This window comes from Polaromonas sp. P1_G2 (genome assembly GCF_056405515.1).
In genome coordinates, this window is sequence record NZ_JBFUBY010000939.1 from 1 (window position 1) to 503 (window position 503).

The 503-nt window shown below is 59.2% G+C and carries 1 protein-coding gene; it reads left to right on the forward strand.

Annotated elements, in window-relative coordinates; genetic code table 11:
• A partial coding sequence (locus AC1D0P_RS28435; protein WP_477679795.1) for an LLM class flavin-dependent oxidoreductase occupies nucleotides 1-470 on the forward strand: 470 nt, incomplete at its 5' end.
• Nucleotides 471-503 lie beyond the last annotated feature (33 nt).

Below are 503 nucleotides of genomic sequence, written 5' to 3' on the forward strand. Positions count from 1 at the left end.
GCAATGTCCAGTGCACGCCGCTCGCCAATGGCGAGACCGAGATCGCCAGCCTGATGGAGCGGTTCACGGCCGCCTGCGCCAAGGCGCCTGATATCCCCCGGCCGAAGATCATGCTGCTGCTCCACACCTATGTCGGCAGCGACCAGGCCGATATCGCCCAGGCGGCAAAGGAATTGAGCGTCTATTACAACTATTTCTTCGCCTGGTTCAAAAACCAGCGGCCGATCAGCCAGGGGCTGATCGAGCAGTTGACCGAGGAGGAGCTCAACGCCAATCCCAACCTCGCGCCCGAGACGATGATGGCCAACATGCCGATCGGCACGGCCGATGACGTAGTCAAGCGGCTGAAGGTCTACGAGGACCTCGGCTATGACGAATATTCCCTCTGGATCGACAGCGGCATGAGTTTCGAGCGCAAGAAGGCGTCGCTCGAACGTTTCATCGCCGATGTCATGCCGGCATTCCAGTGAGGCTGCCATGCAGAGCTTTCAGCAGTATATAGA